The sequence below is a fragment of the Mesorhizobium sp. M7A.F.Ca.US.014.04.1.1 genome (assembly GCF_003998745.1).
In the GTDB taxonomy this organism is placed as follows: domain Bacteria; phylum Pseudomonadota; class Alphaproteobacteria; order Rhizobiales; family Rhizobiaceae; genus Mesorhizobium; species Mesorhizobium ciceri.
This window is the reverse complement of the sequence record NZ_RZRW01000028.1, coordinates 1-21,011: the sequence shown is the minus strand read 5'-3', so window position 1 is coordinate 21,011 and position 21,011 is coordinate 1. Positions and strand designations below refer to the sequence as shown.

Sequence of the window (21,011 nt, the reverse complement as noted above, 5' to 3'; positions counted from 1 at the left end):
GCCACCGGCGAAGTCTTCGACGCGCTGATGGCGGCAGGCAAAAAGCACGACATCCGCCCGATCGGCTATCGGGCACTGGAATCGCTGCGGCTGGAAAAGGGCTATCGTGCCTGGGGCTCCGACATCACGCCCAACGACACGCCGCAGGAAGCCGGGCTCGGCTGGGCGGTCAAGCTGCGCAAGAACACGGATTTCATCGGACGGCGCGCGCTGGAGAAGACCGGCGGCACGGCAATGAAGAAACGCTTTGCCGGCTTCACGGTCGACGACCCCGAGATCGTGCTGCTCGGCCGCGAAACCATCCTGCGCAATGGCGAGCCTGTCGGTTATCTCACCAGCGGCGGTTATGGCTATACGCTGGGCAAGACCATCGGCTACGGCTACGTGCGCAACGCCGACGGGGTCAGCGACGATTTTCTCGCCTCGGGCGACTACGAACTGGTGGTTGCGATGGAGAGGACGCCGGCCAAGATCCACCTCGAGCCGATGTACGACCCGGCAGGCGCGAGGGTCAAAGCGTAGGTCAGGTCACGCGCAGTGCGAGGCCGCGGCTGGGCACGGTGTCGGCTTCGCCGGGCATCGAGACATAAGGGCGCGTTTCCTCGACGCGGGTGACGAGGCCCTGCGCCTCGAGCTCAGCGACGCGCGTGGCGAAGCCCTGATCCCACAGCGAGTTCTTGACCGTCAGCACGATGATGCCGCCCGGCCGGCAGATGCGGATCAGTTCGTCCAGCCCCTCGACGCCAACATGACCTGATGTGAAGACGCCGGCCGAGATCACTCCGGCATAGGCATCATCGGCAAAGGGCAGATGACCGCCCAGCGCCAGGCAATGGAGCGCGGAATAGACACCCTTGCGGGCTGCCTGATCCAGCATGCCTTGCGAAATATCGAGTGCCTCGACTTGCGGGTAACCAGCAATATCAAGCCATTCGCCGATGAGACCGGTGCCGGCCCCGGCATCGAGCAGCGGTGCTGAACCGCGCGGCAGATGGCGGGTCAGCAGCGCAAGGCAGATCGTCGGATGGCGATAGCCGGCGGCCGACATGTCGGCGTCGTAGGTCTGCGACCAACGATCATAAAGTGCGGCGACCTCTTCGGGCCGCTTTGCCGCGTAGGCCGCGCCAAGCGCACCCTGATGTTTGTTGTCCGCCACTTTGATCCAGTCCGCCAATTTTTGATCTCGCAGTGATGATAGCCAAAGCGCGAAAATTGTGGAACCGTTGCCGCGACAAATAACAGTGTGTGGGGGCGCAGGCATGATTACAGACTAGGCGCGCGCGGCACTGGACGCCATTCCCATGCTGGCCGGCTACAGCGGGCCGCTGGAACGGCTGGGCGGCCTCACCAACCTCGTCTTCAAGGCCGGCGACTTCTGCCTGCGCATTCCCGGCAAGGGCACCGAGGAATACATCAACCGGGCCAACGAAGCGGTGGCTGCACGCGAAGCTGCAAAAGCAGGGGTCAGTCCCGAGGTGCTGCATGTCGATGCCGGCACCGGGTTGATGGTGACACGCTACATCGCCGGCGCCGAAACCATGTCGGAGGAGAAATTCAAGGTTCGGCCGGGCAGTCCAGCCCGCGCCGGCGAGGCCTTTCGCAAGCTGCACAATTCAGGCGCGGTGTTTCCCTTCCGCTTCGAGCTGTTTGCGATGATCGACGACTATCTCAAGGTGCTGTCCACCAAGGAGATCGCCCTGCCCGCCGGCTATCATGACGTGGTGCGCGAGGCGGAAACCGTGCGCTCGGCACTTGCCGCCCATCCGCTGCCGATCGTTGCCTGCCACTGCGATCCGCTGTGCGAGAACTTCCTCGATACGGGCGAGCGGATGTGGATCGTCGACTGGGAATATTCGGGCATGAACGACCCGCTCTGGGACCTTGGCGACCTCTCCGTGGAAGGTAAATTCGATCTGGCGCAAGACGAAGAGATGATGCGCGCCTATTTCGGCGGCGAGGCGAGGCCGGCGGAGCGCGGCCGCATCGTCATCTACAAGGCGATGTGCGACCTGTTATGGACGCTGTGGGGGCTGATCCAGCTCGCCAACAACAACCCGGTCGATGATTTTCGCGCCTATGCCGACGGGCGGTTCGCGCGCTGCAAGGCGCTGATGGAGACGTCCGAGTTTTCACGGCATCTGGCGGCGATCCGCCGGGGGTGAGCCTGGACTAATTCACGCCCTTCGGCACGTTTTCGGGCGGCACGGTGGTCTCGACCACTTTCTGGCGGTGGAAGATGAACAGGCCGGCGAGAACGACAATGCCCGAGCCGATCAGGATGCGCGGACCGGGAACGTCGCCGAAGAACACCAGTCCGAACACCACCGCCCACAGCAGCAGCGTGTAATGCAGCGGCGCCAGCGTCGAGGCCGGCGCCAGCTTGAGCGCCCTGGTGATCATCAGATGCGCGCCGCAGGAGACGATGCCGAGCAGCAGCATGGCGCCGAGATCGAGCGCCGACGGCGTCTGCCAGGCGCCGATGCTCAGCACGCCGCCGATCAGCAGCGTGCCGATGGTCTGCCATGTCACCAGATTGGTGTCGCTGGTGCCGCGCAGCCGGCGGTTGAGGATGATGGCGAAGGCGAAGGAGATACTGCCCACCAGCGCAAAGCCTGACGACAGCGAGAACGCCGCCGACGACGGTTTCAGCATGATCAGCACACCGCAGAAGCCGAGCAGGATCGCCATCCAGCGGCGCCAGCCGACCTTTTCGCCAAGCAAGAGGTGCGAGAGTGCCGCGACGTAGATCGGCCCCGCCATGTAGAAACTCATCACATCGGCCAGCGGCAGATAGACCACGGCGGCATAGAAGAGCGCGGTGTCGAGCGTGGTCATCACCACCCGCAGCAGCTGCAGCTCCAGGCGTTCCATGCGAAACAGCTTGGCCGGGCCCTGGTTGGCGATCATCGGGCCGAGCACGAAGAAGGCGCCGATGGAGCGGATCAGCACCACCTGGCCGACGGAGAAGCTGGCGACCAGCCATTTGCCCATGGCGTCGTTCAGCGCAAAAAGGAAATCGCCGGCCAGCATCAACAGAATGCCGGCCAAAAGCACATTCCTGATCGTCGAATTCTGCGCCACGGGCTGCGTCATGCCGATCCCGATTCCTCCCTAGTAAGCCGCGTCGTAGACGGAAGTGGCTGCCTTGACGAGGAGAATTCGGGCAATGGGTAAGACCAGCGCCGGGAATCGGCTGTATCTAGCTGGATATGTGCCGCCGGTTCACCATTCCCGGCCTTCCGCCGATGGACAGCCTGGTTTCCTGCTTCGTCCGCTCCGCCACCACCTTGCCCCTGGCGATGACGCACAGGCGCTCGGCGCGCAGCCGCAGGGCTTCGACCGGATTGCCGGCATCGAGGACGACCAGGCTGGCGCGCTTGCCGACCGCCAGGCCGAGATGATCGAGGCCCATGATCGCGGCATTGACGTTGGTGACCATGTCGAAGCAGCGCGCCATCTCTGCCGGGCTCGACATCTGAGCGACGTGCAGACCCATGAAGGCGACATCGAGCATATCGGCGGTGCCCAGCGAATACCAGGGATCGAGCACGCAATCCTGGCCCCAGCCGACGCGAATGCCGAGCGCCAGCATTTCCTTGACCCGGGTCAGGCCGCGGCGCTTCGGGAAGGTGTCGTGGCGGCCCTGCAGCATGATGTTGATCAGCGGATTGGGAATGACCGAGACGCCGGCCTCGGCGATCAGCGGCAAAAGCTTCGAGACGTAGTAATTGTCCATCGAATGCATCGAGGTGAGGTGCGAACCGGCGACCTTGCCGTGCAAACCAAGACGCTGCGCCTCATAGGCAAGCTGCTCGATATGGCGCGACAGCGGATCATCGGTCTCGTCGCAATGCAGGTCGACCATCAGGCCGCGGCTGGCCGCGATCTCGCACAGCTCCGTTACCGAGCGCGTGCCGTCGGCCATGGTGCGCTCGAAATGCGGGATGCCGCCGACGATGTCGACGCCCATGTCGAGCGCGCGGATGGTGTTTTCACGCGCCGATGGAGAGCGATAAAACCCGTCCTGCGGGAAGGCGACCAATTGCAGGTCGATGTAGGGAGCGACCGTCTTCTTGACCTCGAGCAACGCCTCGACCGCCAGCAGGCGGTCATCGCAGACATCGACATGGGTGCGGATGGCGAGCAGGCCCATCGACACCGCCCAGTCGCAATAGGCCAGCGCGCGATCACGCACGGCCTCATGCGTCAAAAGCGGCTTCAACTCGCCCCACAGCGAAATGCCTTCGAGCAGCGTACCCGAAGCGTTGATGCGCGGAATGCCGTAGGAGAGCGTCGCATCCATGTGGAAATGCGGATCGACGAAGGGCGGCGAGACCAGATTGCCACGGGCGTCGACCTCGGTCCGCGCGGAACCCTGGAGAACGGGCTCGATCGCCGCGATCGTCTCACCGTTGATGCCGATGTCGGCAACCCTGCCATCAGGCAGTGTGCCGCCGCGAACGATAAGGTCGAAATCCATCCGTCGTCATCCCGTCAAAAGAATCATCTGATATAGCCGAGGCTGAAAATCGCATCCCGTCGATGCCGCTTGCAACAGCGATTTGTCCGCGGCGGCCGCGGATGGTTTCATCCGGCCGCAACTCCCTCTATAAGCCGCCTTCGTTGTCCCGGTTTCAAGGATCCGCCGTTTGTTTCGTTTCTTCCGCTCGACGGAAAACCAGCGCCTCGTCGCGAGGTTGATCCGGGAATCCTTTTATCAGCACAGGTTTGGCTACGGCGCCGCGATCTTGTCGATGCTTGTGGTGGCCGCCACGACCGGCGCCAGCGCCTGGATTCTCAAAGAGATCACCGACGAATTCGTAGTCTTCAAGCGGATTGACCGGGTCAACCTGATTGCGGGCGGGGTCGCCACGATCTTCATCCTCAAGGGCCTCGCCAACTTCATTCAGGCCTATTTCATGAGCCGTGTCGGCAACGCCATCATCGCCGACCGCCAGCGCAAGATCTACGACCGCATCCTGGCGCAAGGCATCGAATTCTACCATTCGACCTCGTCGTCCGACCTGATCACACGCATGACCAACAATGCGCAGGCGGCACGCAACGTGCTCGACCTCGTTGTCACGTCCTATGTGCGCGATCTGTTGTCGCTGGTCGTCCTGGTAGGAGTCATGGTCTGGCAGCAGCCAGCCTTGTCTATAATCTGCTTCGTCGTCGGCCCCTTGGCTATCTACGGGGTCAACCGCATCCTGAAACGTGTTCGCAAGTTCGCCGCGATGGAGTTTCGCTCGGTCGGCCAGATCGTGCAGGTGATGCAGGAAACGGCAATCGGCGTGCGCGTCGTCAAATCCTTCAACCTCGAAGGCGCGATGCGCAACCGCATGTACAAGGCCGTGTCGGACGTCGAGAACCGGGCCAATAACATCGCGACGCTGGAGGCTGCGACAAGCCCGGTGATGGAGACGCTGGCCGGGCTGGCTATTGCCGGGGCCATCTTCGTCAGCGGCTTCCTGGTCTTGCAGGGCGGCCAGATGCCGGGAAACATCATGGCCTTCATCGGGGCGCTCCTGTTTGCCTATGAGCCGGCAAAGCGCCTTGCGCGCGTACGCATATCGCTGGAAAGCGGCATTGTCGGCGTGCGCATGATGTTCGAGCTCGCCGACCAGCCGCTCACTCTGGTCGAGAAGCCGGACGCGAAGCCGCTTCTGGCCGGACCGGGCGAGATCCGGTTCGACGCCGTCGACTTCGCTTATCAGAAAGGGCCGCCGGTGCTGGACAGGTTCGATCTGACGCTTGCGCCCGGCAAGATGACGGCGCTGGTCGGGCCTTCCGGCGGCGGCAAGTCGACGATTCTAAACCTGATCATGCGCATGTATGATCCGCAGAGCGGCAGGGTGCTGTTCGACGGTCAGGATATTTCCCATGCGACGCTCGCATCGCTGCGGGAAAAGATCGCCTATGTCAGCCAGGATACGTTCCTGTTTGCCGGCACCATCATGCACAACATCCGGCTTGGGCGCGAGGGTGCGACCGACGATGAGGTGATCGCCGCCGCCAAGGCGGCCAACGCGCATGACTTCATCAGCGCGCAGGCGAAAGGCTACGAGACGGATGTCGGCGAGAATGGCGGCCTACTGTCGGGCGGCCAGCGCCAACGGATCTCGATCGCACGCGCCATGCTGCGCAATGCGGAGATCCTGCTGCTGGACGAAGCGACCAGCGCGCTCGACGCCGAATCGGAAGCGCTGTTCCGCGACGCGCTGCAGCAATTGACGGAAGGCCGCACGACGATCGTCATCGCGCACCGTCTGTCGACCGTGCACCAGGCCGACACAATCGTGGTGCTCGAAGCCGGCAAGGTGGTGGAAAGCGGCCCGCACAAGGCCTTGCTCAAGCAGGGCGGGCTCTATCAGAAGCTCTATGAGTATCAGTTGATGCCGTAGCACTTCTCTTCCCTTCCCCCCCCTTGTGGGGGAAGGTGGATCGGCGCGCGGCGCCGAGACGGATGAGGGGTGTTCCAGCGGAGTGAGACGTCGGTGTTCTCTGGACCACCCCTCATCCGTCGCCTGCGGCGACATCTTCTCCCACAGGGGAGAAGGAAGAAACCTCACTCCGGCACAAACCTCACCGCGCCCTTGGCCGCGCTGGTGGCCATGGCGGCATAGGCGCGCAAGGCGGTCGTCACCTTGCGCTTGCGCTTTTCCTCAGGCTTCCAGGCCAGGGCGCCCCTGGCCTCCATCGCCGCCCGGCGCGCAGCGAGTTCCGCCTCATCGACAGCCAGGCGGATGCTGCGGTTCGGGATGTCGATCTCGATCGTATCGCCCTCCTGCACCAGTCCGATCAAACCGCCTTCGGCAGCTTCCGGCGACGCATGGCCGATCGACAGACCCGAGGTGCCGCCGGAGAAGCGGCCGTCAGTAATCAGAGCGCAGGCCTTGCCGAGGCCCTTCGACTTCAGATAGCTGGTCGGATAGAGCATCTCCTGCATGCCGGGGCCGCCGCGCGGTCCTTCATAGCGGATGACGACGACATCGCCGGCCTTGATCTCATTGGACAGGATCGCCTTGACGCTCGAATCCTGGCTTTCGAACACGCGGGCCGGGCCGGTGAATTTCAGGATCGATTCATCGACGCCCGCCGTCTTCACGATGCAGCCGTCGAGCGCCAGATTGCCCTTCAGCACGGCAAGGCCGCCATCCTTGGAAAAGGGATGTTCGGTCGAGCGGATAACGCCTTTCTCGCGGTCGAGATCGAGCTCGTCCCAGCGGCGCTCCTGGCTGAAGGCGACCTGTGTCGGCACGCCGCCAGGGGCGGCGAGGAAGAAATCGCGCACGCTCTGGCTGGTCGTGCGGGAAATGTCCCAATGGTCGAGCGCCTCGCCCAGGGTTGACGTATGCACCGTCGGCAGGTCGCGGTTGAGCAGGCCGGCATTGTCGAGCTGGCCGAGGATGGCCATGATGCCGCCGGCGCGGTGGACGTCTTCCATGTGGACGTCGGACTTGGCGGGCGCAACCTTGCACAGCACCGGCACCTTGCGCGACAGCGCGTCGATGTCGTCCTGATCGAAATCGATCTCGCCCTCATGCGCGGCAGCCAGGATATGCAACACGGTGTTGGTCGAACCGCCCATGGCGATGTCGAGCGTCATGGCGTTCTCGAAAGCGCCCTTCGAGGCGATGTTGCGCGGCAGTGCGGTTTCGTCGTCCTGTTCGTAATAGCGCTGGGCGAGATCGACGATCAGGTGGCCGGCCTCGACGAACAGACGCTTGCGGTCGGCATGCGTCGCCAATGTCGAGCCGTTGCCGGGCAGCGACAGGCCAAGCGCCTCGGTCAAACAATTCATCGAATTGGCGGTGAACATGCCCGAGCAGGAGCCGCAGGTCGGGCAGGCCGAGCGCTCGATGACCTTGACGTCCTCATCGGAGATCTTGTCGTCGGCGGCCGCGACCATGGCATCGACCAGGTCGAGCGCCTGCGTCTTGCCGGCGAGCACCACCTTGCCGGCTTCCATCGGACCGCCGGAGACGAAGACGGTCGGGATGTTGAGGCGCAACGAGGCCATCAGCATGCCGGGCGTGATCTTGTCGCAATTGGAGATGCAGACCATGGCGTCGGCGCAATGCGCGTTGACCATGTATTCGACAGAATCGGCGATCAGCTCGCGCGACGGGAGCGAATAGAGCATGCCGTCATGGCCCATGGCGATGCCGTCATCGACGGCGATGGTGTTGAATTCCTTGGCAACGCCGCCGGCCTTTTCGATCTCGCGCGCGACCAATTGGCCGAGATCCTTCAGATGGACATGGCCCGGCACGAACTGGGTGAAGGAGTTGACCACCGCAATGATCGGCTTGCCGAAATCCGAGTCCTTCATGCCGGTGGCGCGCCAGAGGCCGCGAGCGCCGGCCATGTTGCGGCCATGGGTGGTGGTGCGGGAACGATAGGCAGGCATGTTTTTTCCTTGGTGGCTGGCCGCAGCCCAGGGGTTGGCGCGGCGGAGCTGAATTCGGACCGCAGGCGTTATAGACGCGCAAGTATGGTCTGGCCACAATTTTGCAATGCGCCAGATTCTCTCAAAAAAATGCGTGGCACTGTCGGATGGCGCGCTGCATGTCCGTCCTTGGGCAGACGGCAAGGAGATGGCACCATATTCGGAGTCAGCCGTTTCACAGGAACAGCGACCGAAACAGCACGAGGAGCACGACATGCAAAAGATCACCACCTGCCTGTGGTTCGACGGCCGAGCCGAAGAGGCCATGAACTTCTACGTCTCCATCTTCAAGAATTCCAAGGTGCTGAGCGTGATGCGTTGGCCCGAAGGCCACGCCGATGCAGGCAAGGTGTTGGTGACCACGTTCGAACTCGACGGCGTGCAGTTCCAGGCGCTCAATGGTGGACCGCAGTTCAAGCACAGCGAAGCGATGTCGCAGTCGATCGACTGCAAGACGCAGGAAGAGGTGGATTACTTCTGGGACAAGCTCATCGAAGGTGGCGGCCAACCATCGCAATGCAGCTGGCTGAAGGATAAATTCGGCGTCTCCTGGCAGGTTGTGCCGGAGCAGCTGCCGCGCCTGCTTCTGGATCCGGACCGGGCCAAGGCCGGCCGCGTGATGTCGGCGATGATGCAGATGAGCAAGATCGACATCGCCAAGATAGAGGAAGCTGCCAGAGGATAGTCGAGGGTCGCGCCGCCCCTCATCCGCCCTTCGGGCACCTTCTCCCCGTGAACGGGGAGAAGGAAAAAGCGCGACTTACGCCGCTCTGTCGCGGACCTGATAGTCCTTGATCGTGGCAAACTTGATCGCCTTCCAGCGCTCCGCTTCGTAGTTCAGCGAGAAGGCGTGCTGGGCGAGGAACACCGGGTCGTTGTCGAGGTCGCGGGCGATGTCGCCGCGATGCGCCTCGATGAAACGCAGGACCTCGGCCTTGTCGTCGGCCGAGATCCAGCGGCACACGGAAAAGCGCGACATCTCGAATTCGACCGGCAGGGTGTATTCGAAGTTCAGCCGTTCCTTCAGGACGTCGAGTTGCAGCGCGCCGACGACACCGACGATGGCCGGTGAGCCGTCCTCGGGCGAAAACAGCTGCACGACGCCCTCCTCTGCCATCTGGTGCAGCGCTTCCTTCAGCTTTTTGGCCTTCATCGCGTCGCCGAGGCGGACACGGCGCAGGATTTCCGGGGCGAAATTCGGAACGCCGCGGAACAGGATTTCCTCGCCCTCGGTCAGCGTATCGCCAATACGCAGCGTGCCGTGGTTGGGAATGCCGACGACGTCGCCGGCAAAGGCCTCGTCGGCGGTGACGCGTGTGCGGGCAAAGAAGAACTGCGGCGCCGACAGCGACATCGGTTTTCCCGTGCGTACCAGCTTGGCCTTCATGCCGCGCTCGAGCTTGCCCGAACAGACGCGGACGAAGGCTATGCGGTCGCGGTGGTTGGGATCCATGTTGGCCTGGATCTTGAAGACGAAGGACGTCATCTTCTCTTCGGTCGCCTCGACCTTGCGGGTGTCGGCCTCTTGAGCACGCGGCGGCGGTCCAAAAGCGCCGAGCGCCTCGATCAGGTCGCGCACGCCATAATTGCGCAGCGCCGAGCCGAAATAGACCGGCGTCAGGTGACCCTCGCGGAAGGCTTCTATATCAAGGGGTCTGCATGCTTCCCGCGCCAGCTCCAGCTCCTCGATGAAGGCCTCGCGCTCGTTCTCCGGCAAAAGGCCGGCGACGCGGTTGGAATCGGGACCGTTGACCGGCGTGCGCTCCTTCTCGTCGTCGCCCCTGCGCACGGCGTTCAGCGCCAGATGGTAGGTGCCGGAAAAATTCTTGCCCCGGCCGATCGGCCAGGTGATCGGCGCCGTATCCAGCGCCAGCTTCTGCTCGATCTCATCCAGAATCTCGAACGGATCGCGGCTTTCGCGATCCATCTTGTTGACGAAGGTGATGATCGGGATGTCGCGTAGCCGGCAGACTTCGAAAAGCTTCAGCGTGCGCGGCTCGATGCCCTTGGCGGCATCGATGACCATGACGGCCGAGTCGACCGCCGATAGCGTGCGATAGGTGTCGTCTGCGAAATCCTCGTGGCCGGGCGTGTCGAGCAGGTTGAAGACATTGTCTTCATACTCGAAGGTCATCACCGAAGTGACGACCGAAATGCCGCGCTCACGCTCGATCTTCATCCAGTCCGACCGCGTCTGGATCTTGTCCTTCTTGGCCTTGACCTCGCCGGCAAGCTGGATGGCGCCGCCGAACAGCAGCAGCTTTTCGGTGAGCGTGGTCTTGCCGGCGTCCGGGTGCGCGATGATCGCGAAGGTGCGGCGGCGCGCCACTTCTTCTTCTATTGCTTCGGGCATTCTCTGGGATTTCCGTGTGACAGGCCGGGCTTCTAGCAGCGCAGTGCGGGCCTGTCGACCGGTCCGGCGGCAGGGAAGCCGCCGGAAGCCATGGCTTGCTTCAGGCCAATTCGGCCGTGCGGCTCGCCTGAAAGACCTCGGGGAGCCAGCCGGCAATGGTGCCGCCTATCGCGTCGGCATGGTCTTCCTGCAGATAGTGCGCACCGGGTCCGAGATTGATGAACCGGCAGTTCTTCAGCCCGGCGGCGAATTCGCGTGCGGCCTGCGGCGCAATCAGCGCGCCGGGATCGCCCGCAAACAGCAGTTTCGGATAGGTGGAGAGCCGAAGTGCGCGATGATCATGTTCGCTGATGGCGGCAACGTCGGCGGGCTGGCCCTCGATCGGCAATTCCCGAGGCAGGCGCAACACCGGCTTTCGCGATTGCGGTGTCGGGAACGGCGCCCGGTAGACGGTCATCTCCTCATCGCTCAGTGTACGCAGCACCGAGGCCGGCAACACTTTTTCGACGAAGACATTGTCTTCCAGGACCAGCTTCTCGCCGACACCCGGCGTGCGCAGCGCCTTGAACATTTCGCGGGCTTGCGGGCGCTGATGAAAATCCTCCCAGCGCTCGAAGGGTCGGATGAATTCCATGAAGGCAAGGCCGAGCACGCGTTGCGGTCGCCGCGCCGCGAGATGGAAAGCCAGGGCCGTGCCCCAGTCCTGCGCGACCAACACCACTTCCTGGATGTCGAGCACGTCCAGGAAGGCGTCGAGATAGCGGACGTGATCGAAGAAGCGATAATCGATATCGGGCTTGCCGGATTGGCCGTAGCCGATCAGGTCGGGCGCGATGCAGCGACCGAGCGGCGCGACATACGGGATGATGTTGCGCCAGATGTGGGATGAGGTCGGATTGCCATGCAGGAACAGAACGGTGGGGCCGGACGCTCCCGTCTCGACATAGGACATGGTCGAATCGAGCACGGCGATCTGCGAGCGTCTCGGTGCAGCGACGCCAGCTTGAGAAATGTTGGCTTTCGAACTCATGGGGTCGGCTCCTTTGCAAAAACTGTGCTGAAGATGATTTTCTTGAACCGCTCGAGCGGCGCGGGGCTACGTTCAACCTTCATGCGCAGCATGGCGCCCTGCCAAGACGACAGCAGGAAGTCGGCAAGGTCCTCGGCCTCGAAGGTCTTGGAGATGTCGCCGGCTGCCTGGCCTTCGGCGATGCAGGCGGCGAAGGGCTGGCGCCAGCGTTCGAAGATGTCGACGAGTTGCAGGCGCAGCGGCTCGCTGTGGACCGCGGTCTCGAGGCTGAGATTGCCTATCATGCAGCCGCGTGCCCAATCATGCGCCTCAAGCTTCGAGGTGATGACATCGACGTAGCGCCTCAGCCGGCCGATGGGCGGCGTGCCGTCCTGCGCCAAGGCTTTCTCGACCAACTTGCCGACATAGGCGAAATAGCGGTCCAGCACCTCCCCGGCAAACTCCTCCTTGGAGGCAAAATGGTTGGTGAACGAGCCGGGCCGGGCGTCGGCGGCGGCAACGATGTCGCGCACACCGGCGGCGGCATAGCCGGAATTCCAGATGGTCCGGAACCCGGCGTCAAGGAGGTTTTCGCGGAGTGATTGTCTGGCCATACCGATATAATACGTACGTACGTATTGATGTCAAGCCGAATAATTTGCGTTGCCGATGTTGGCAAGCGGGGGTGGCACTGGAAGAGTGTCCCTCAGGGGGTGGCGAGTTTGAGGAGCGAACATGGCTGCGGTGAAACAAGTGATCGTCATCGGCGCCGGCATCATCGGTGCTTCCATGGCCTGGCACCTGACCAGGGCAGGCGCACAGGTGACGGTCATCGCCGCCGACAGCGCCGCCGGTGGGGTCGCCACGCCGAACTCCTTTGCCTGGATCAATGCCACCTGGGGCAATCCGGAGCCCTATTTCCGGCTGCGCACCCGCGCCATGGCCGAATGGTCGCGGCTGGCGCGGGACGTGCCCGGCCTGCCGCTCAACTGGTGCGGCGGCCTGTGCTGGGATCTATCGGCGGCCGACATGGAAGCCTATACCGCGCAGCATTCGGCCTGGGGCTACGGCATCGAGCGCGTCGACCGCGCCGGCGCGGCCCGTATAGAGCCTAATCTCACCCAACTCCCGGACGTCGCTTTGCATGTCGCCGAAGAGGGCGTTGCCGAGCCGGTCGCGGCAACGAAGGCGCTGCTGGCCGATGCCGAACGACGCGGCGCGCGGATCATCTCCAGCACGGTGACGGCGCTTGTCCAGACAGGCGGCAGGATTTCGGGCGTCGGCACATCGCATGGGCTGCTTGCCACCGACGAGGTGTTGATCGCGGCCGGCGTCGGCTCGGCGGGCATTGCCGCCACCGCCGGCATAAATCTGCCGCTCGAGACGCCACCTGGCCTGATCGTCCACTCGCGGCCCTACGAGAAACTGCTGAACGGACTGGTGCTGGCCGAGCGGCTGCATATGCGCCAGACCGCCGAGGGCCGTATCATCGCCGGTTCCGATTTCGGCGGCGCCGACCCCGGCATGGATGCGCAAGCCACCGCCAGCGAACTGGTCGCGGTCCTGAAAGCCAGCCTGCGCGGCGGAGACGGGCTGGCGCTCGATTTCCACACGGTCGGTTACCGGCCGACGCCGATCGACGGTTTTCCGATCATCGGCCGCGCCGAGGGCATGGACGGCGTCTATGTCAGCGTCATGCATTCCGGCATCACGCTGGCGCCGGCCGTCGGCCTGTTTGCCGCTCGCGAAATCCTTGATGGCGAGCGCGATCCGCTGCTCGCGCCTTACGGGTTGGGACGGTTTGCTCAATAACCCGGACGGACGGCAGCGTCGGCCGATGTCTGTATAGGTTAACGCCCTACGGCGCCCCCCTCTGTCCTGCCGGACATCTCCCCCTCGAGTGGGGAGATTGGCAGTTTCGGCGCCTCGCTCAGTCCCACAAGGTCGGCGATTGGCGAAAGCCGTCGCGACATCCAATCTCCCCCCTTGAGGGGGAGATGTCCGGCAGGACAGAGGGGGGCGCTGGCCCGCGGCGTTGCCGCAATTTGCAACTACCCGGCCAACGCCAGCTTCGCCACGGCCGGAGCAAAAGGCCGAATGTTGATCCCGTCCCTGGTCATGGTGACGAAGCTCGATGGCGGGATCGCCTAGGCGCGATCCGGAAGAGCCGCAGGCTCCTTGGTCGCGTGCGTGCCTCTGTTGTGCGTCCGCTCGTAAAGCTCGCGAACGATTCGGCTGGCGGTAGTTTCAAACAGAAATGGCAAGAAAGCATGAACGAGCGCGGCGCCGGCCGCCATCAACAGGCGCGACGAAAACCAGGCGGCAAAGCCCATGTGGCTGAAATAGGTTTCGCCGACCTTGGCCGGATGAGAGGTGAAAATCCTTGCGACCGACATGCTGGTTCCCCTTCAGCGCTTGAAGTTCCTGATATGAGTATCCTGACATGCTTCGCCGGTTCATCGGTCTCAAAATGTCCTTGTATTTCGGTGATGCATGGAACAAATATCCCACATGGCGCTGGAAATTGACGAAATCGACCGGAAATTGCTCGCCGAGTTGCAACGCGACGGCACGCTGTCGGTCGACCAGTTGTCGGAACGGGTGGCGCTGTCGCGCAATGCCTGCTGGCGCCGGGTGAAGCGGCTGGAGGAGGCCGGTGTCATCACCGGCAGGGTGGCGCTGGTCGATGCCGAAAAGCTCGGGCTTGGCCTTTCCGTCTTCATCCTGATCCGCACGTCCAACCACGATCCGGAGTGGCTGCAGAGATTCCGGGCGGCGGTGACCGGCTTTCCCGAGATCATCGGCGTCTACCGCATGTCCGGCGACCTCGACTACGTTCTGCGCGCCCGCGTCGCCGACGTGAAGGCCTATGACCGGCTCTACCAGCGGCTGATCGCCAAGGTGGCGCTGTCTGATGTTTCCGCCTCTTTCGTGATGGAAGAGATCAAGGAGACGACGGTGGTTCCGATGGAAGTGCGCTAAGATATGTCGATATTCAGGTGATGCCGGCCTGCAAACGACGGGTTTCGACTCGGCCTGACCTGAATCTCAACACACCTCAGGCCATACTGATGCCTGAAAGAAAGCCGTTGATAGGCTTGCGGGCGAGTTGACCGAATCGCCGTTCGCGCCGATAGGATCGATTTTATGCGCGCAGCCCTTCAAACTCCCTCCGTCATCGGTCCGACCGTCGGCTTCGTCAGGTTGCCGCATGCTGAAGGACTTCCCCTTCCTGCTTATGAAAGCACCGGTGCTGCCGGCATGGATCTGCGCGCCGCGGTGCCGGACGACCGGCCGCTGCTGATCCTGCCCGGAAAACGCGCTCTGGTGCCGACCGGGCTGATCCTGGAAATTCCCGAAGGCATGGAAGGCCAGGTGCGGCCGCGCTCGGGCCTTGCCTTCAAGCATGGGCTGACCGTCCTCAACACGCCCGGCACCATCGACAGCGACTATCGCGGCGAGGTGAAGGTCCTGCTGATCAATCTCGGCGATGAGGACTTTGCCGTGACGCGCGGCATGCGCATCGCCCAGATCGTTTTTGCCGCGGTGACGCAAGCCGCCGTGGAAGAGCGCAACCTGGCCGGCGGCACGGCGCGCGGCGCGGGCGGGTTCGGATCGACCGGCACCGCCTGATGCCTGAACTGCCTAAACTTGTCATCTTCGACTGCGACGGGATCCTGGTCGATACGGAGAACCTGGCCAATCGGCGCCTTGCCGAATGGCTGACCGCTGCCGGCTATCCGACAAGCTTCAAATATTGCCGCAAGAATTTCTCCGGCCGCAGCATGGCGTCGGTGCAGAAAGAGATCGAAGAAAAGACCAGCGTCAGGCTTGGCGCCGATTTTGTCGATCGCTGGAACGCCGGCCTGCCAGACCTGTTCGCCCACGGCGTCGAAGCAATCCCTTATGTCCGCGAATTCGTCGAGGCCGTGCGGTCAGCCGGGATCGCCTATTGCGTCGCCACCTCGGCCCGGGTGTCGAAGATGCACATCACACTTGGCCAGACCGGGCTGTTGCCGCTGTTCGAACACGCGATGTTTTCCTCGACGATGGTCGCGCGCGGCAAGCCGTTTCCGGACCTGTTCCTGCATGCTGCGAAAACCGTGGGCTTTGCACCTGCCGACTGCATCGTCATCGAGGACAGCGTCGCTGGCACGCAGGCCGGCATCGCGGCCGGCATGCGGGTGTTTTCCTATCACGCCGATCCCTATTCCGACCGCGACGGCCTTATCCAGGCCGGCGGCATCCTGTTCGACGACATGCGCGAACTGGCCGGGCTGGTGCCGATCCACTGAGCTGGCTGACGGACTGGACGGGTTGGGAGGCTGTGCTACGTTCCGCGCGCCCGACACCCTGAGGCGACCATGCCGACGAACCTGCTTCGCTTCATCCTCGCCGTGATGCTGCTGCCATTGCTGTGGACCGCAGCCGGCGCGCAAGACGCCAGCCTTCCGGAGCTCGGCAGCCCACTGCCCGGCCAAAAAGACATCACCTATCTCGACCTCGCCAGGATGATCATTCCAGACCTCGCCGCCGACAAGAATGGCTTTTACAGGGGCGGGCTGCCGATCGCTATGCGCCATATCGAGGGACCCGACAGCGGCGGCTCGCCGCCCGAAACCTCAGGCTTTTCCAATGCCTCCGTGCTTGCCATCAAGGCGGGAGGCAAGGACCGCCTGACCATGCTGTTCGATCTCGGCGATTCCTCAGACAGCGCAGAAGGCTATGCGGTGCTAGCGCTCTACGACATTACGGGCAAACCAAGGCTGCTCGACGCCGCCAATGTCGCCCTCGACCGCAGCACCTATTTCCGCGAACCCGGCAAGCTCGGCATCGGCGCCAATGATGATATCCTCATGATCGAGAGTTCGCATTCCAATTCAAACCAGAACTATATGATCGTCCCGCTGATTATGGTCGCCAGGGACAAGTTGAAGCTGATCGACATCATCTATTTGTTCGACGAGCACGTGTGTGCCTATAGCCGGACGCAGGACGTTGCCTTTAAAGCCATCGCAGAGGGCCGACGCCATGCGGCGATCAAGGTAACGGTGACCGATGCCACCGTCGTGAACGACGAAAGCTGCGATGACCAGCCGCCCAAACCTGAATCTCACGACATCTCCGTCACCTATCATTGGGACAAGACAACGTCGCACTACGCCAAGGATTCCGACGCGCTGAACAATTTGGCAGGAGAGAACGCCAAACGCTTCTGAACCAACCGCATTCGTTTGCCCGGCCAGATGGAGCAGGATAAAATCCGCTCGGCCACACCGCATATGATGGGGAACTACCATGGACAAGGGCAAGATCTTTCGCGACCTGCATGCCTCGACCTTCGTCGTGCCCAATCCCTGGGATATCGGCACGACCAAGCTGCTCGGCTCGTTCGGCTTCACGGCGCTGGCGACGACCAGCGCCGGCTTTGCCTTTTCGCGCGGCCTGCCGGACGGCGCGGTGACCTTCGACCAGATGATCCACCATTGCCGCGAAGTGACCGCGGCGACCAGCCTGCCGGTCTCGGCCGACCTCGAGAAAGGCAAGGGCGACAGCGCCGAGCAGGCCGCCGAAACCATCTTCGCGGCGGAAGCTGCCGGCCTTGCCGGCTGCTCGATCGAAGACCACACCGGCGATCCGGACAAGCCGATCTATGATTTTGCGCACGCCGTCGAACGCGTTGCGGCGGCCGTGGAAGCGGCGCGGGCCCTGAAACGCGATTTCGTCTTCACTGCGCGGGCCGAGAACTTCCTCTGGGGCAAGTCCGACCTCGACGACACGATCAAGCGGCTGCAGGCGTTCGAGAAGGCCGGCGCCGACGTACTCTATGCGCCAGGCATCGGCAACGTCGAGATGATCCGCACGCTCTGCTCTGCCGTCAGCAAGCCGGTCAATGTCATGGCGGTACCGGGCTTTACCATCGCCGATCTCGCCATGGCCGGCGTCAAGCGTATCTCGCTCGGGCCGTGGCTGACCAATTTCGCCTACGGCATGCTGGAAACGGCGGCACGCGAAATCCAGCAAGACGGCACCTTCGGCTTCACCCGCGCCGCCATGCCGTTCAGCAAATTGCAGGCCCTCTTCGGCAAATCTTCGGATTAATGGGGCCCGTCGCATGACGCTGACCGTGGTCGACATGCATACCGGCGGCGAGCCGCTGAGGATCGTCACCGGCGGCTATCCCGGTATCCCCAAGGGCACGATCCTGGAAAAGCGCGCCTATGTGCGCGACCATCTCGATCATCTCAGGAAAATCCTGATGTTCGAGCCACGCGGCCATTACGACATGTATGGCGCCTTGCTGGTCGAGCCGGACCTGCCCGGCGCCGACCTCGCCGTGCTGTTCATGCACAATGAGGGTTATTCCACGATGTGCGGCCACGCCATCGTCGCGCTCGGCCGCTACGCCATCGATGAAGGGCTGGTGGCGAAACAGGAACCAGTCACGACAGTCAATATCGAGGCGCCGTGCGGGCTGGTCGTCGCCTCGGTCGAGGTCAGGGACGGCAAGGCCGGTGCGGTTTCGTTCGAAAGCGTGCCGGCCTTCCTTTTCGCCGGTGGACAGGCGATCGAATTGGCGGGCCACGGCACGATTGGCTTCGACGTCGCCTATGGCGGCGCCTTCTACGCGCTGGCCGATTGTCACCAATTCGGGCTCGAATTCGGCAGAAGCCGGATGCGCGATTTCGTCGATGCGGCAACGGGGCTGACGGACAGGCTCAAGGCTGAATTTCCGCTGTCGCATCCCGACCACGGCGACCTAGCCTACCTATACGGCACCATCCTGACCGACGGCCGCGACACATTTTCCGGCGAGGTGACCAAAAACATCTGCGTCTTCGCCGAAGCCGAGGTCGATCGCTCGCCAACCGGTTCCGGCGTCACCGCAAGGCTGGCGGCCATGCATGCCAAGGGCGAGATCGCGATCGGACAGACGCGCACATTCGAGAGCATCGCCGGCTCGCGTTTTTCCGGAGCCGTGGCGCGGACGGCGAAGGCTGGACGGCATGAGGCGATCATCGCCCGCGTCGGCGGCCGCGCCTATTATTCCGGGCGGGCCGAATTCATCGTCGAAGCGGACGACGAGCTCGGACGCGGATTCCTGTTGCGCTGAAGAAAATGCTCAGCGGCGCGAGGAGCGAGCCACTTCCCGCACCGAGATCGCCTTGTGCAGATGCACCATCATGGCGGCGGCGAACAGCGGCGTCAGCAGGTTGAGCAACGGCACGGCGAGGAAAGCGGCGATGAGCAGCCCGGCGAGAAACACTGTGCCGGCATAGTGCCTGCGCAAGGCCTTGGCCTCGTCTTCGCCGCGAAAGCGCATGGCGGCGAATTCGAAGAACTCGCGCCCGAGCAGATAGCCGTTGACGATGAAGAAGGCGGCTATGTTGACGCCCGGCACCAAGAGAAGCAGCAGCGCGACGATGTTGCCGAGAATGACGACACCGAGGAATCGCGCCGACAGCACCAGCGAGCGCAGCGCCGGCATGGCGCGGCCGGTCGGATCGCCGGGATAGTCGGTGCGCTCGACCACTTCGGCGATATCGTCGAGGAACAGGCCAGCGACAACAGCCGTCACCGGCGCGATGAGCAACGCCATGCCGAAGGCAAGCGCTATTGCCGCGATGATGCCGCCGAGCCACCCGGCCCAGGACGGCATGCCGGGCAACAGCGTCTGCAGCCACGGCAGCGCCAGCCACTCGACGAGGCTGGTCAGGCCGAACCACAGAGCCACCAGTGCCAGCACGGTCAAGCCCAGCGTCTTGACGAACACGGCCCGGAAGGGAGGCGAAATCAGCTCGAGGGCCGCAGCGCGGGCAGCGTCGAAAATCACCTTGTCACACCCCCGGTTAGCGGACGCCGCCTAAAAGGCGGATGCTTCCGAGATAGGCAGCGCAGGCCATGAGCACAAGCGGGCTGGCGTTTACCGCGCAAACGCCGGCTTTCGAACCGGGATGGTCATGGCAGCGACCCCGGCCACGACAAAACCCATGCCCAGCCATGCCGTCGAACCAAGACTTTCGCCGAGGAAGAGAGCGCCGATGCCGACGCCGATCGGCACGCGCAGATAGGCCTGCGAGGTGGTGCCGACCGAACCCAGCGTGTGGATGAGGCGGAAATAGATAACGAAGGCCAGCGCGGTGGAAAAGACCGACAGGCCGAGCAGGGCCAGGATCGACGCGGTCGATGGCGCCAGCGTCCACGGCTGGTCGAACACCAGACTGAGCGGCACGAGGATGACGGCGCCGCACAGCATGGAACCGGCGGCCGGTAGCATTGGGTCGAGGCCCTTGAAACCGCGGCCGAAAATGGCGGCCCCGGCATAGCAGACCGTCGCGGCGACGATTGCCAATTGCGCCCACAATTCATGACCGAGGCCACCCAGCGCCTGCGTGCCGATAATGAGGCAGATGCCGGCAATGCCGGCGCCCACACCGATCAGTTTGCGCAAGGTGACCGGCTCGTGGCGGGTGATGAGCGCGGTCAAGAGGAAGGTGAAGATCGGTGAGGTCGCGTTGAGGATGGTGGCGAGGCCGGCATCGACCGAGCGTTCGGCCGCGGCGATCAGGGTGAACGGAATAACGCTGTTGAGGCAGGCCTGGAAGGCGAAGCGGCGCCAGCTTGCAGCATCGCCCGGCAAGGCGAGCCCGCGCCAGCGGATGATGGCCAACAGGATGCCGCCGGCGATCAGGGTGCGGGCGGCAATGAAGGTGACCGGCGGGATGGTTTCGACGCCGATCTTGATGAAGGTGTAGGAGGCGCCCCAGAGCACTGCCAGCACGACGAGCAGTACCAGGTCGGTGGTCAGATCGTTTTTTGCAGGCTCGTTCTTCGTCGACATGCTTTTTGTAGACATTGGGGGCTGGCTCGCCTTCGAAGCGGGATCGTCTGATCCAGGCTTATAGGCGGTGCGGCGATGAAATGCTTCGGCCACGGTCGAATTGTCATAGCGCCTCGCGGCTGATGCCCCTTTGCCTGTTCCGCCAAAGTTGCGTGTCACGCCCTAGGCAAACCGGTTTCAAATCGCTAGACCCGCGCCGGGCCGGCGTGGCAAGAAGCCGGCTCGGGTTTTTGGCGGAGATTTTGATGCCGGATTATGACGTGCTTTGCATCGGCAATGCCATTGTCGACATCATCGCCCAGTGCGACGAGGAATTCCTCGAGACCAACGGCATCATCAAGGGCGCGATGAACCT

The 21,011-nt window shown here is 63.3% G+C and carries 21 protein-coding genes and 1 pseudogene; 12 read left to right on the top strand and 10 right to left on the bottom strand.

What is annotated here, in order from left to right:
• Positions 1-522: glycine cleavage T C-terminal barrel domain-containing protein (locus tag EOA22_RS03695; protein WP_164755217.1), on the top strand; the 522-nt coding region annotated here is incomplete at its 5' end.
• Between the two features lies 1 nt (position 523).
• Here EOA22_RS03695 and EOA22_RS03690 read toward each other — a convergent pair.
• Positions 524-1,156, bottom strand: a complete 633-nt coding sequence (locus EOA22_RS03690; RefSeq protein ID WP_063170453.1) for a class I SAM-dependent methyltransferase — start codon at positions 1,154-1,156, stop codon at positions 524-526.
• Between the two features lie 145 nt (positions 1,157-1,301).
• Here EOA22_RS03690 and EOA22_RS03685 point away from each other — a divergent pair, with 145 nt between their 5' ends.
• Complete coding sequence (locus EOA22_RS03685) at positions 1,302-2,162, top strand: phosphotransferase family protein (RefSeq protein WP_063169917.1); 861 nt, start codon at positions 1,302-1,304, stop codon at positions 2,160-2,162.
• A gap of 7 nt (positions 2,163-2,169) precedes the next feature.
• Here EOA22_RS03685 and EOA22_RS03680 read toward each other — a convergent pair whose 3' ends face one another.
• Both EOA22_RS03680 and EOA22_RS03675 read right to left on the bottom strand, forming a co-directional pair.
• Positions 2,170-3,093, bottom strand: coding sequence for a DMT family transporter (locus EOA22_RS03680; protein ID WP_063169916.1), 924 nt, complete (start codon positions 3,091-3,093; stop codon positions 2,170-2,172).
• Positions 3,094-3,199: 106 nt separating this feature from the next.
• Positions 3,200-4,480 carry an amidohydrolase family protein gene (locus EOA22_RS03675; RefSeq protein ID WP_063169915.1) on the bottom strand — a complete coding sequence of 427 codons (1,281 nt, stop codon included), beginning with the start codon at positions 4,478-4,480 and terminating at the stop codon, positions 3,200-3,202.
• Positions 4,481-4,649: 169 nt separating this feature from the next.
• Between EOA22_RS03675 and EOA22_RS03670 the strand changes: the two genes are divergently transcribed.
• On the top strand, positions 4,650-6,404 hold the full coding sequence (locus EOA22_RS03670; RefSeq protein WP_013528036.1) for an ABC transporter ATP-binding protein: 1,755 nt from the start codon (positions 4,650-4,652) through the stop codon (positions 6,402-6,404).
• Positions 6,405-6,568: 164 nt separating this feature from the next.
• On the opposite strand, the gene ilvD is transcribed toward EOA22_RS03670, so the two are convergent.
• Positions 6,569-8,413, bottom strand: coding sequence for a dihydroxy-acid dehydratase (ilvD, locus tag EOA22_RS03665; protein WP_063169914.1), 1,845 nt, complete (start codon positions 8,411-8,413; stop codon positions 6,569-6,571).
• 253 nt (positions 8,414-8,666) lie between these two features.
• Between ilvD and EOA22_RS03660 the strand changes: the two genes are divergently transcribed.
• Entirely contained in the window at positions 8,667-9,137 is a 471-nt protein-coding gene (locus EOA22_RS03660) for a VOC family protein (RefSeq protein WP_063170452.1), read from the top strand.
• Between the two features lie 75 nt (positions 9,138-9,212).
• Here the strand turns inward: EOA22_RS03660 and EOA22_RS03655 are convergent, their stop codons facing one another.
• From EOA22_RS03655 to EOA22_RS03645, 3 genes are all read right to left on the bottom strand, one after another.
• Positions 9,213-10,805: a peptide chain release factor 3 gene (locus EOA22_RS03655; RefSeq protein ID WP_013528039.1), complete on the bottom strand. Its 1,593-nt coding sequence runs from the start codon at positions 10,803-10,805 to the stop codon at positions 9,213-9,215.
• 100 nt (positions 10,806-10,905) lie between these two features.
• Positions 10,906-11,835 carry a haloalkane dehalogenase gene (locus EOA22_RS03650; protein ID WP_063169913.1) on the bottom strand — a complete coding sequence of 310 codons (930 nt, stop codon included), beginning with the start codon at positions 11,833-11,835 and terminating at the stop codon, positions 10,906-10,908.
• Positions 11,832-12,428 (bottom strand): TetR/AcrR family transcriptional regulator, encoded by a 597-nt coding sequence (locus EOA22_RS03645; protein WP_063169912.1) that lies wholly within the window; start codon positions 12,426-12,428, stop codon positions 11,832-11,834. Before EOA22_RS03645 ends, EOA22_RS03650 begins: the two co-directional genes overlap by 4 nt.
• Positions 12,429-12,549: 121 nt before the next feature.
• Here EOA22_RS03645 and EOA22_RS03640 point away from each other — a divergent pair, with 121 nt between their 5' ends.
• Complete coding sequence (locus EOA22_RS03640; protein ID WP_127389845.1) at positions 12,550-13,626, top strand: FAD-binding oxidoreductase; 1,077 nt, start codon at positions 12,550-12,552, stop codon at positions 13,624-13,626.
• A 335-nt stretch (positions 13,627-13,961) separates the two neighbouring features.
• On the opposite strand, the gene EOA22_RS03625 is transcribed toward EOA22_RS03640, so the two are convergent.
• The gene (locus EOA22_RS03625; RefSeq protein WP_063169910.1) at positions 13,962-14,210 is read right to left on the bottom strand and encodes a DUF6356 family protein; all 249 of its coding nucleotides are present in this window, start codon (positions 14,208-14,210) and stop codon (positions 13,962-13,964) included.
• A 115-nt stretch (positions 14,211-14,325) separates the two neighbouring features.
• Between EOA22_RS03625 and EOA22_RS03620 the strand changes: the two genes are divergently transcribed.
• The 6 genes from EOA22_RS03620 (at position 14,326) to EOA22_RS03595 (ending at position 18,928) form a co-directional block, all read left to right on the top strand.
• A complete protein-coding gene (locus EOA22_RS03620) occupies positions 14,326-14,796 on the top strand; it encodes an Lrp/AsnC family transcriptional regulator (protein ID WP_013528044.1) in 471 nt (156 codons plus the stop codon).
• Between the two features lie 165 nt (positions 14,797-14,961).
• On the top strand, positions 14,962-15,447 hold the full coding sequence (dut, locus tag EOA22_RS03615; protein WP_013528045.1) for a dUTP diphosphatase: 486 nt from the start codon (positions 14,962-14,964) through the stop codon (positions 15,445-15,447).
• A complete protein-coding gene (locus EOA22_RS03610) occupies positions 15,447-16,109 on the top strand; it encodes an HAD family phosphatase (protein WP_063169909.1) in 663 nt (220 codons plus the stop codon). The genes dut and EOA22_RS03610 overlap by 1 nt, the downstream gene beginning before the upstream one ends.
• Before the next feature lie 69 nt (positions 16,110-16,178).
• The gene (locus EOA22_RS03605; protein ID WP_013528047.1) at positions 16,179-17,033 is read left to right on the top strand and encodes a hypothetical protein; all 855 of its coding nucleotides are present in this window, start codon (positions 16,179-16,181) and stop codon (positions 17,031-17,033) included.
• Positions 17,034-17,112: 79 nt separating this feature from the next.
• Positions 17,113-17,916 (top strand): oxaloacetate decarboxylase, encoded by an 804-nt coding sequence (locus EOA22_RS03600; protein WP_024505790.1) that lies wholly within the window; start codon positions 17,113-17,115, stop codon positions 17,914-17,916.
• A gap of 13 nt (positions 17,917-17,929) precedes the next feature.
• The gene (locus EOA22_RS03595) at positions 17,930-18,928 is read left to right on the top strand and encodes a proline racemase family protein (RefSeq protein WP_024505791.1); all 999 of its coding nucleotides are present in this window, start codon (positions 17,930-17,932) and stop codon (positions 18,926-18,928) included.
• Between the two features lie 9 nt (positions 18,929-18,937).
• Here EOA22_RS03595 and EOA22_RS03590 read toward each other — a convergent pair whose 3' ends face one another.
• Positions 18,938-19,648 carry a sulfate transporter family protein gene (locus EOA22_RS03590; protein WP_063169908.1) on the bottom strand — a complete coding sequence of 237 codons (711 nt, stop codon included), beginning with the start codon at positions 19,646-19,648 and terminating at the stop codon, positions 18,938-18,940.
• A gap of 90 nt (positions 19,649-19,738) precedes the next feature.
• A complete protein-coding gene (locus tag EOA22_RS03585; protein ID WP_050580561.1) occupies positions 19,739-20,671 on the bottom strand; it encodes an EamA family transporter in 933 nt (310 codons plus the stop codon).
• A gap of 230 nt (positions 20,672-20,901) precedes the next feature.
• On the opposite strand from EOA22_RS03585, the pseudogene EOA22_RS38605 reads away from it, so the two are divergent.
• A pseudogene (locus EOA22_RS38605) lies at positions 20,902-21,011 on the top strand (adenosine kinase); the annotation flags it as partial.

Bases quoted from the DNA above. Each gene is read 5' to 3' on its own strand.
- EOA22_RS03680 (WP_063169916.1), bottom strand. From the start codon at position 3,093: ATGACGCAGCCCGTGGCGCAGAATTCGACGATCAGGAATGTGCTTTTG.
- EOA22_RS03640 (WP_127389845.1), top strand. From the start codon at position 12,550: ATGGCTGCGGTGAAACAAGTGATCGTCATCGGCGCCGGCATCATCGGT.
- ilvD (WP_063169914.1), bottom strand. From the start codon at position 8,413: ATGCCTGCCTATCGTTCCCGCACCACCACCCATGGCCGCAACATGGCC.
- EOA22_RS03685 (WP_063169917.1), top strand. From the start codon at position 1,302: ATGCTGGCCGGCTACAGCGGGCCGCTGGAACGGCTGGGCGGCCTCACC.
- EOA22_RS03620 (WP_013528044.1), top strand. From the start codon at position 14,326: ATGGCGCTGGAAATTGACGAAATCGACCGGAAATTGCTCGCCGAGTTG.
- EOA22_RS03655 (WP_013528039.1), bottom strand. From the start codon at position 10,805: ATGCCCGAAGCAATAGAAGAAGAAGTGGCGCGCCGCCGCACCTTCGCG.
- EOA22_RS03650 (WP_063169913.1), bottom strand. From the start codon at position 11,835: ATGAGTTCGAAAGCCAACATTTCTCAAGCTGGCGTCGCTGCACCGAGA.
- EOA22_RS03645 (WP_063169912.1), bottom strand. From the start codon at position 12,428: ATGGCCAGACAATCACTCCGCGAAAACCTCCTTGACGCCGGGTTCCGG.
- dut (WP_013528045.1), top strand. From the start codon at position 14,962: ATGCGCGCAGCCCTTCAAACTCCCTCCGTCATCGGTCCGACCGTCGGC.
- EOA22_RS03585 (WP_050580561.1), bottom strand. From the start codon at position 20,671: ATGTCTACAAAAAGCATGTCGACGAAGAACGAGCCTGCAAAAAACGAT.
- EOA22_RS03610 (WP_063169909.1), top strand. From the start codon at position 15,447: ATGCCTGAACTGCCTAAACTTGTCATCTTCGACTGCGACGGGATCCTG.
- EOA22_RS03605 (WP_013528047.1), top strand. From the start codon at position 16,179: ATGCCGACGAACCTGCTTCGCTTCATCCTCGCCGTGATGCTGCTGCCA.
- EOA22_RS03660 (WP_063170452.1), top strand. From the start codon at position 8,667: ATGCAAAAGATCACCACCTGCCTGTGGTTCGACGGCCGAGCCGAAGAG.
- EOA22_RS03675 (WP_063169915.1), bottom strand. From the start codon at position 4,480: ATGGATTTCGACCTTATCGTTCGCGGCGGCACACTGCCTGATGGCAGG.
- EOA22_RS03600 (WP_024505790.1), top strand. From the start codon at position 17,113: ATGGACAAGGGCAAGATCTTTCGCGACCTGCATGCCTCGACCTTCGTC.
- EOA22_RS03625 (WP_063169910.1), bottom strand. From the start codon at position 14,210: ATGTCGGTCGCAAGGATTTTCACCTCTCATCCGGCCAAGGTCGGCGAA.
- EOA22_RS03595 (WP_024505791.1), top strand. From the start codon at position 17,930: ATGACGCTGACCGTGGTCGACATGCATACCGGCGGCGAGCCGCTGAGG.